General features: G+C 56.1%; 3 protein-coding genes, 1 tRNA gene and 2 rRNA genes. 3 read left to right on the forward strand and 3 right to left on the reverse strand.

Going from position 1 to position 8,341, the window contains the following annotated elements; all coding sequences use genetic code 11:
* The 3 genes from AB4Z11_RS20935 to AB4Z11_RS20945 all read right to left on the reverse strand — a co-directional run.
* A partial coding sequence (locus AB4Z11_RS20935; protein WP_442027425.1) for an ABC transporter ATP-binding protein occupies positions 1–831 on the reverse strand: 831 nt, incomplete at its 3' end.
* The gene (locus AB4Z11_RS20940) at positions 831–1,952 is read right to left on the reverse strand and encodes an MlaE family ABC transporter permease (protein ID WP_442027427.1); all 1,122 of its coding nucleotides are present in this window, start codon (positions 1,950–1,952) and stop codon (positions 831–833) included. The genes AB4Z11_RS20935 and AB4Z11_RS20940, both read right to left, overlap by 1 nt.
* Before the next feature lie 61 nt (positions 1,953–2,013).
* Positions 2,014–3,486, reverse strand: a complete 1,473-nt coding sequence (locus AB4Z11_RS20945; RefSeq protein WP_442027429.1) for a DUF4080 domain-containing protein — start codon at positions 3,484–3,486, stop codon at positions 2,014–2,016.
* Between the two features lie 393 nt (positions 3,487–3,879).
* Between AB4Z11_RS20945 and AB4Z11_RS20950 the strand changes: the two genes are divergently transcribed.
* From AB4Z11_RS20950 to AB4Z11_RS20960, 3 genes are all read left to right on the forward strand, one after another.
* Positions 3,880–5,410: ribosomal RNA gene (locus tag AB4Z11_RS20950) — 16S ribosomal RNA — on the forward strand.
* A 68-nt stretch (positions 5,411–5,478) separates the two neighbouring features.
* Positions 5,479–5,555 (forward strand) — tRNA-Ile (locus tag AB4Z11_RS20955).
* Between the two features lie 25 nt (positions 5,556–5,580).
* Positions 5,581–8,287: ribosomal RNA gene (locus AB4Z11_RS20960) — 23S ribosomal RNA — on the forward strand.
* Together the 16S and 23S rRNA genes with 1 tRNA gene alongside form the textbook arrangement of a ribosomal RNA operon.
* Positions 8,288–8,341 lie beyond the last annotated feature (54 nt).

Below are 8,341 nucleotides of genomic sequence, written 5' to 3' on the forward strand. Positions count from 1 at the left end.
GCCGGCCAGCGCGCGTTTGCCGCGGTCGCCCAGGAAGAATTGCTTGATAAACGGGTGATCGGTCTTGATCACTTCCTTCGTCGGACCGCATACCAGCACGTGCTTTTCGGCCAGCACCGCAATGCGGGTCGAGAGTGCGAACAGCGTATCCAGGTCGTGCGTGACCATCACCACAGTCAGCCCCAGCTCCCGGTGCAGGGACTTGATCAGCGAAACGAAACTTTCGGACAGGTCGGGGTCCAGGCCGGCGGTGGGCTCGTCCAGGAACAGCAGCTTCGGTTCCAGCACCAGCGCGCGCGCCAGCGCAACGCGCTTGATCATGCCACCGGAGAGATCGGACGGCATCTTGTTCGCGTGCTCGGGGCCCAGGCCCACCATATTCATCTTCAGCAGCACCGCGTCGCGGATCAGGTCCTCGGGCAGTACCTTCAACTCCCACAGCGGCTGCGCGATGTTCTCGAACACGTTCAGCGCGGAGTACAGCGCACCTTGCTGGAACAGCATGCCCCAGTGATTGCGCAGCTCCTGCAGGTGGGTGGAGGAGGCCAGCGAAATGTCTTCGCCGAATACGCGCACGCAGCCCTTGGTGGGGCRTTCCAGCCCCAGCATCTGGCGCAGCAGCACGGTCTTGCCGGTGCCCGAACCGCCAACAATGGACAGGATCTCGCCCTGCCAGATGCGCATATTCAGATCATTGTGGATCACCGTGCGGCCAAACTTGGTCTGCAGGTTGGTGATTTCCACTACCGGCACGCTGCCATCCAGCGTGAGCTGCCCTTCGCCATCGGGACAGCCGCAGTTTTCTTCTTCCTGTTTGGGCTGGTCGTTCATCAGTAGCCCACTCCATTGAAGACGATGGCGAACACGGCGTCCGCCAGGATCACCACGGTAATTGCCGTCACCACCGACGTCGTGGTACCGCGGCCCAGGCTCTCGGTGTTGGGCTTGATGCGCAGGCCGAAATGGCAGGACACCAGCGCGATCAGCATGCCGAACACGCAGCCCTTGAGCAGGCCGATGATGTAGTTTGCGATCGGCACCGCGGCCGGCAGCTTCTGAATGAAGTAGCGCGCCGACAGATTCAGTTCGATCTTGGCTGCCACCATGCCGCCCACCAGGGCGCTGACGTCGGTCCAGATCACCAGCAGCGGCATCGAGATCGCCAGCGCAATGACTTTCGGCAGGATCAGGCGGAAGCCGTGCGAGATGCCCATCACCAGCATCGCATCCAGTTCTTCGGTCACGCGCATGACGCCCAATTGCGCCGTGATCGATGACCCGGAGCGGCCCGCCACCAGGATCGCCGCCAGCAGCGGTCCCAGTTCACGGATGATGCTCATGCCGAGCAGGTTCACGAGATAGATGTCGCCGCCGAAGTTGCGCAGCTGCTGAGCCGACAGATAGGACAGCACCACGCCAATCAGAAAGCCCACCAGCGCCGTGATGCCCAGCGCCTGGAAGCCGGCGTGGAAGATGTTGGCCGAGATCTCACGCCAGGGACCGCTGATTGGCCTTTTCAGGAAGCGGCCTGCGTCCTGCGTGACTTGCCCGATCAGGCTCACGAATTCGCGCAAATGCTCCAGGAAGTGCAGGATGCCGAAACCGAGCGCAGTCACCCAGCCAAAATGCTCCTTGCGGGGACGCGGTAGCTGGATCTTGCCGGTGGTTTCAAGGCGATGGAAGAATTCGTCCTGGCCGTCGGCCAGTTTCAGCGAGGCGGGACGGGCATAGTCCCAGGCTTCCCAGAAGATCTGAGCGCCGATGTGGTCCATGCTGTCGATGCCACTGAGGTCCCATTGCACATCCTTCTTGCCGCGCAAGCGTTCCAGGCAGCCGGATAATTTCTTCATCACCCGCTTGCTCGCGAGCGCATGGACCTGCCAGGTCCCATCGGCAGTCACAGCGCGCCCGTCTGGGCTGAAGGTTAAGGTTGGCTCTTGTGCAATAGGCATGTCGCCAGTGTAAGTGAGATTTGTTTCGGGCGCTACAAACTGCAGGTCTACCGTGCCGTCCCTATGCTGCCATATGTCTTGCCTGGCGTTGCGGCGCGGCGCTTGGATGTGCGGACTTGTTTTTTACACCATGCCCATCGCGCGCCAGTAGCTCCGTTACTTCGCCGGCGGACATGCGCTGTTCCAGCCGGCGCCCGACCAGGGTCGCCAGGCGATCCAGTGCGATGCGGTGGGTGGCGTCCGTATTCGCGTACAGCCAGTCCGAGAAAGCCATGAAGTTTGCGAACGGGTGTTCGCCAAGCAGTACCGGCGTGGCGTGCGTGAAGCGGCCGGAGTTCGCGACCAGGTCCCAATAGCGGGCGAAGCGCACCAGGCGCTGCATGGTCGGGAAGTCGATGTCGCGGTTGGCCAGAATAGTGTAGGGCGGATAAGGGTCGTACACCATGCCGAATTCCTCAGTGTGGCGGATGATCGGCGTGCCGCGCAGGCGCTTCAGGATGCCGAACTGGATTTCGTGCGGGCCCAGTGCCCACAGCTTGTCGAAGCCTTCCGCGAAGCTCTCCACCGTTTCGCCGGGCAGGCCGGCGATCAGGTCGACGTGCATGTGAACGTTGGAGTGCTCGCACAGCCAGCGGATGTTGTCCGCTGCCTTCTGGTTATCCTGCTTGCGGCTGATATTCGCCTGCACCACCGGATTGAAGCTCTGGATGCCGATCTCGAATTGCAGCGTCCCGGCCGGGAATTTGGCGATGCCTTCTTTCAGCGCTTCAGGCAGGTGATCGGGCACCAGCTCGAAGTGGGCGTAGACCGGATCGTCCGGATTTGCGGCCAGTTTATCCAAGAAGAACTGCATGATCTTCAGGCTGGTCTTGATGTTCAGGTTGAAGGTGCGGTCCACGAACTTGAACAGCCGCGCGCCGCGGTCGTGCAGCGACTCCATCTCGGCCAGGAAATTATCTATATTGAATGGCCAGGCCGTTTTATCCAGCGAGGACAGGCAGAACTCGCACTTGAACGGGCAGCCGCGCGAGGCTTCTACATATAAGGTGCGGTGCGCCAGGTCATCGTCGCTGTATTCCGAGTAGGGCAGGGTAATCTCGGCCATCGGCGGCTGCACACCGGCGTGCACTTTCATCAGCGGCTTCGGACCATTCAGGATTTCGCCGCACAGTTTGGGGAAGGTGACGTCGCCCCAGCCGGTGACGACGTAGTCCGCCAGTCGCGCGATTTCCTGTTCGCCCGTTTCATATGAGACTTCCGGACCACCCAGCACAATGACCACCTGCGGCGCCACGCGCTTCAGCGTCGCAATCAGGCGCGCAGTTTCTTCCACGTTCCATATATAGACGCCGAAGCCGACGATCTTCGGCTGCGCCGCGAGGATGCGCTCGACCATCTCGGTCGTCTTCGCGCCGATCACGAATTCCTGGATGCGCGTTTGCGCTTTCAGTTCGCCCATATTGGCAAGCAGATAGCGCAGGCCCAGCGAAGCGTGGGTGTAGCGGGCGTTAAGAGTGGACAGCAGGATGGTCATGATTGAAGCTCAGGCGCGAAAAGATGAATTTTACTCTTGCGCGGATGGCTGCGGTTCGCTATAGTTCTGTCCCTCGCAACGACGCACACGCAACGTAGCGAGATGTAGGAAGCGCGAAGCGCTGAAAACATAGGGTTGACGAGTTGCACGCTGTACCGCATAATCTCGCTTCTCTGCTGCTGACAAACACAACGATTTGTCGCTAAACGCAGCGATCTTTAAAAAATCAACAGTCGATAAGTGTGGGCGTTTGAAGATGGCCAACGCGCCGAATGGCRCGATGCTCAAATAATATGCTTCAAATGCTCGCRCAAAATKAAACGTAATCTCGCAAGAGATTTCGTCAGTATTTTGAGTGAGCGACCAAGTCAGCAATGACTTAAAACAGAGATTGAACTGAAGAGTTTGATCCTGGCTCAGATTGAACGCTGGCGGCATGCTTTACACATGCAAGTCGAACGGCAGCGCGGGCTTCGGCCTGGCGGCGAGTGGCGAACGGGTGAGTAATATATCGGAACGTACCCAAGAGTGGGGGATAACGTAGCGAAAGTTACGCTAATACCGCATACGATCTAAGGATGAAAGCAGGGGAYCKYMRGRCCTTGTGCTCCTGGAGCGGCCGATATCTGATTAGCTAGTTGGTGAGGTAAAGGCTCACCAAGGCAACGATCAGTAGCTGGTCTGAGAGGACGACCAGCCACACTGGAACTGAGACACGGTCCAGACTCCTACGGGAGGCAGCAGTGGGGAATTTTGGACAATGGGGGCAACCCTGATCCAGCAATGCCGCGTGAGTGAAGAAGGCCTTCGGGTTGTAAAGCTCTTTTGTCAGGGAAGAAAAGGGTCTGGCTAATATCCAGGCCTGCTGACGGTACCTGAAGAATAAGCACCGGCTAACTACGTGCCAGCAGCCGCGGTAATACGTAGGGTGCAAGCGTTAATCGGAATTACTGGGCGTAAAGCGTGCGCAGGCGGTTTTGTAAGTCTGTCGTGAAATCCCCGGGCTTAACCTGGGAATGGCGATGGAGACTGCAAGGCTAGAGTTTGGCAGAGGGGGGTAGAATTCCACGTGTAGCAGTGAAATGCGTAGAGATGTGGAGGAACACCGATGGCGAAGGCAGCCCCCTGGGTCAAAACTGACGCTCATGCACGAAAGCGTGGGGAGCAAACAGGATTAGATACCCTGGTAGTCCACGCCCTAAACGATGTCTACTAGTTGTTGGGTCTTAATTGACTTAGTAACGCAGCTAACGCGTGAAGTAGACCGCCTGGGGAGTACGGTCGCAAGATTAAAACTCAAAGGAATTGACGGGGACCCGCACAAGCGGTGGATGATGTGGATTAATTCGATGCAACGCGAAAAACCTTACCTACCCTTGACATGGCAGGAATCCYGRAGAGATTTGGGAGTGCTCGAAAGAGAACCTGCACACAGGTGCTGCATGGCTGTCGTCAGCTCGTGTCGTGAGATGTTGGGTTAAGTCCCGCAACGAGCGCAACCCTTGTCATTAGTTGCTACGCAAGAGCACTCTAATGAGACTGCCGGTGACAAACCGGAGGAAGGTGGGGATGACGTCAAGTCCTCATGGCCCTTATGGGTAGGGCTTCACACGTCATACAATGGTACATACAGAGGGCCGCCAACCCGCGAGGGGGAGCTAATCCCAGAAAGTGTATCGTAGTCCGGATTGTAGTCTGCAACTCGACTACATGAAGTTGGAATCGCTAGTAATCGCGGATCAGCATGTCGCGGTGAATACGTTCCCGGGTCTTGTACACACCGCCCGTCACACCATGGGAGCGGGTTTTACCAGAAGTAGGTAGCTTAACCGYAAGGAGGGCGCTTACCACGGTAGGATTCGTGACTGGGGTGAAGTCGTAACAAGGTAGCCGTATCGGAAGGTGCGGCTGGATCACCTCCTTTCTAGAGTCTGGTTCGGACTCAAACGTTCACACTTATCGGCTGTTCATTAAAGAGTAACGAGAGCACGCGGGTCTGTAGCTCAGCTGGTTAGAGCACCGTGTTGATAACGCGGGGGTCGTTGGTTCGAGCCCAACCAGACCCACCAAGTTTCGCGGGGGATTAGCTCAGCTGGGAGAGCACCTGCTTTGCAAGCAGGGGGTCGTCGGTTCGATCCCGTCATCCTCCACCACTGCCTTTAAAGTAGTGGCGAGCGAAATGGGAAGAGCCTGTACGTGATAGTCGTTTGGATAGTGGAAGCCTTTGGAAACAGGCGCCATAGCGGGTGATAGCCCCGTACACGAAATTCAAGCGGTGGTACTAAGCGTACGACAAGTAGGGCGGGACACGAGAAATCCTGTCTGAAGATGGGGGGACCATCCTCCAAGGCTAAATACTCGTAATCGACCGATAGTGAACCAGTACCGTGAGGGAAAGGCGAAAAGAACCCCGGGAGGGGAGTGAAATAGATCCTGAAACCGTGTGCATACAAACAGTCGGAGCCTCGTAAGGGGTGACGGCGTACCTTTTGTATAATGGGTCAGCGACTTACATTCAGTGGCGAGGTTAACCGAATAGGGGAGCCGTAGAGAAATCGAGTCCGAACAGGGCGCCAGTCGCTGGGTGTAGACCCGAAACCAAGTGATCTATCCATGGCCAGGTTGAAGGTGCGGTAACACGCACTGGAGGACCGAACCCACTAATGTTGAAAAATTAGGGGATGAGCTGTGGATAGGGGTGAAAGGCTAAACAAACTTGGAAATAGCTGGTTCTCTCCGAAAACTATTTAGGTAGTGCCTCAAGTATCACCACCGGGGGTAGAGCACTGTTATGGCTAGGGGGTCATCGCGACTTACCAAACCATTGCAAACTCCGAATACCGGTGAGTGCGAGCTTGGGAGACAGACGTCGGGTGCTAACGTCCGGCGTCAAGAGGGAAACAACCCAGACCGCCAGCTAAGGTCCCAAAGATTGGCTAAGTGGAAAACGAAGTGGGAAGGCTAAAACAGTCAGGATGTTGGCTTAGAAGCAGCCATCATTTAAAGAAAGCGTAATAGCTCACTGATCGAGTCGTCCTGCGCGGAAGATGTAACGGGGCTAAGCCAGTCACCGAAGCTGCGGATATCCGTAAGGATATGGTAGGAGAGCGTTCTGTAAGCCTGCGAAGGTGGCTTGTAAAGGCTGCTGGAGGTATCAGAAGTGCGAATGCTGACATGAGTAGCGATAATGCGGGTGAAAAGCCCGCACGCCGTAAGCCCAAGGTTTCCTGTTCAACGTTCATCGGAGCAGGGTGAGTCGGCCCCTAAGGCGAGGCAGAGATGCGTAGCTGATGGGAAGCAGGTTAATATTCCTGCACCGTCGTATGATGCGATGGGGGGACGGATCGCGGAAGGTTGTCTGCCTGTTGGAATAGGCAGTTTCTGGTTCATAGGAGGTACTTAGGCAAATCCGGGTACGTAATCCAAGGGACTGGGACGAGCGCTCTTGTAGCGCGAAGCAATCGGAAGTGGTTCCAAGAAAAGCCTCTAAGCTTCAGTCATACGAGACCGTACCGCAAACCGACACAGGTGGGCGAGATGAGTATTCTAAGGCGCTTGAGAGAACTCGGGAGAAGGAACTCGGCAAATTGGTACCGTAACTTCGGGAAAAGGTACGCCTCGGTAGCTTGACCACTTTACTGTGGAAGGGCGAAAAGGTTGCAATAAACTGGTGGCTGCGACTGTTTAATAAAAACACAGCACTCTGCAAACACGAAAGTGGACGTATAGGGTGTGACGCCTGCCCGGTGCTGGAAGATTAAATGATGGGGTGCAAGCTCTTGATTGAAGTCCCAGTAAACGGCGGCCGTAACTATAACGGTCCTAAGGTAGCGAAATTCCTTGTCGGGTAAGTTCCGACCTGCACGAATGGCGTAACGATGGCCACACTGTCTCCTCCCGAGACTCAGCGAAGTTGAAGTGTTTGTGATGATGCAATCTACCCGCGGCTAGACGGAAAGACCCCATGAACCTTTACTGTAGCTTTGCATTGGACTTTGAACCAATCTGTGTAGGATAGGTGGGAGGCTTTGAAGCGGGGACGCCAGTTCTCGTGGAGCCAACCTTGAAATACCACCCTGGTTTGTTTGAGGTTCTAACCTTGGCCCGTGATCCGGGTCGGGGACAGTGCATGGTAGGCAGTTTGACTGGGGCGGTCTCCTCCTAAAGTGTAACGGAGGAGTTCGAAGGTACGCTAGGTACGGTCGGACATCGTGCTAATAGTGCAATGGCATAAGCGTGCTTAACTGCGAGACCGACAAGTCGAGCAGGTACGAAAGTAGGACATAGTGATCCGGTGGTTCTGTATGGAAGGGCCATCGCTCAACGGATAAAAGGTACTCTGGGGATAACAGGCTGATTCCTCCCAAGAGTTCATATCGACGGGGGAGTTTGGCACCTCGATGTCGGCTCATCACATCCTGGGGCTGTAGCCGGTCCCAAGGGTATGGCTGTTCGCCATTTAAAGTGGTACGTGAGCTGGGTTTAAAACGTCGTGAGACAGTTTGGTCCCTATCTGCCGTGGGCGTTGGAAATTTGAAGGGGGCTGCTCCTAGTACGAGAGGACCGGAGTGGACGAACCTCTGGTGTACCGGTTGTCACGCCAGTGGCATTGCCGGGTAGCTAAGTTCGGAAGAGATAACCGCTGAAAGCATCTAAGCGGGAAACTTGCCTTAAGATGAGATTTCCCRGAGCCTTGAGCTCYTTGAAGGGTCGTTCGAGACCAGGACGTTGATAGGTCAGGTGTGGAAGTGCAGTAATGCATTAAGCTAACTGATACTAATTGCCCGTACGGCTTGTCCCTATAACCTTGCCGGTTATGCGCACTTGCCTGTGTTTGAATGATTGAGTTTTACCC

The sequence above is a fragment of the Pseudoduganella sp. RAF53_2 genome (assembly GCF_052113985.1).
In the GTDB taxonomy this organism is placed as follows: Bacteria; Pseudomonadota; Gammaproteobacteria; order Burkholderiales; family Burkholderiaceae_D; genus Rugamonas.

Excerpts from the sequence above, each read along its gene's own strand:
- AB4Z11_RS20945 (WP_442027429.1), bottom strand. The coding sequence starts at position 3,486 with ATGACCATCCTGCTGTCCACTCTTAACGCCCGCTACACCCACGCTTCG.
- AB4Z11_RS20940 (WP_442027427.1), bottom strand. The coding sequence starts at position 1,952 with ATGCCTATTGCACAAGAGCCAACCTTAACCTTCAGCCCAGACGGGCGC.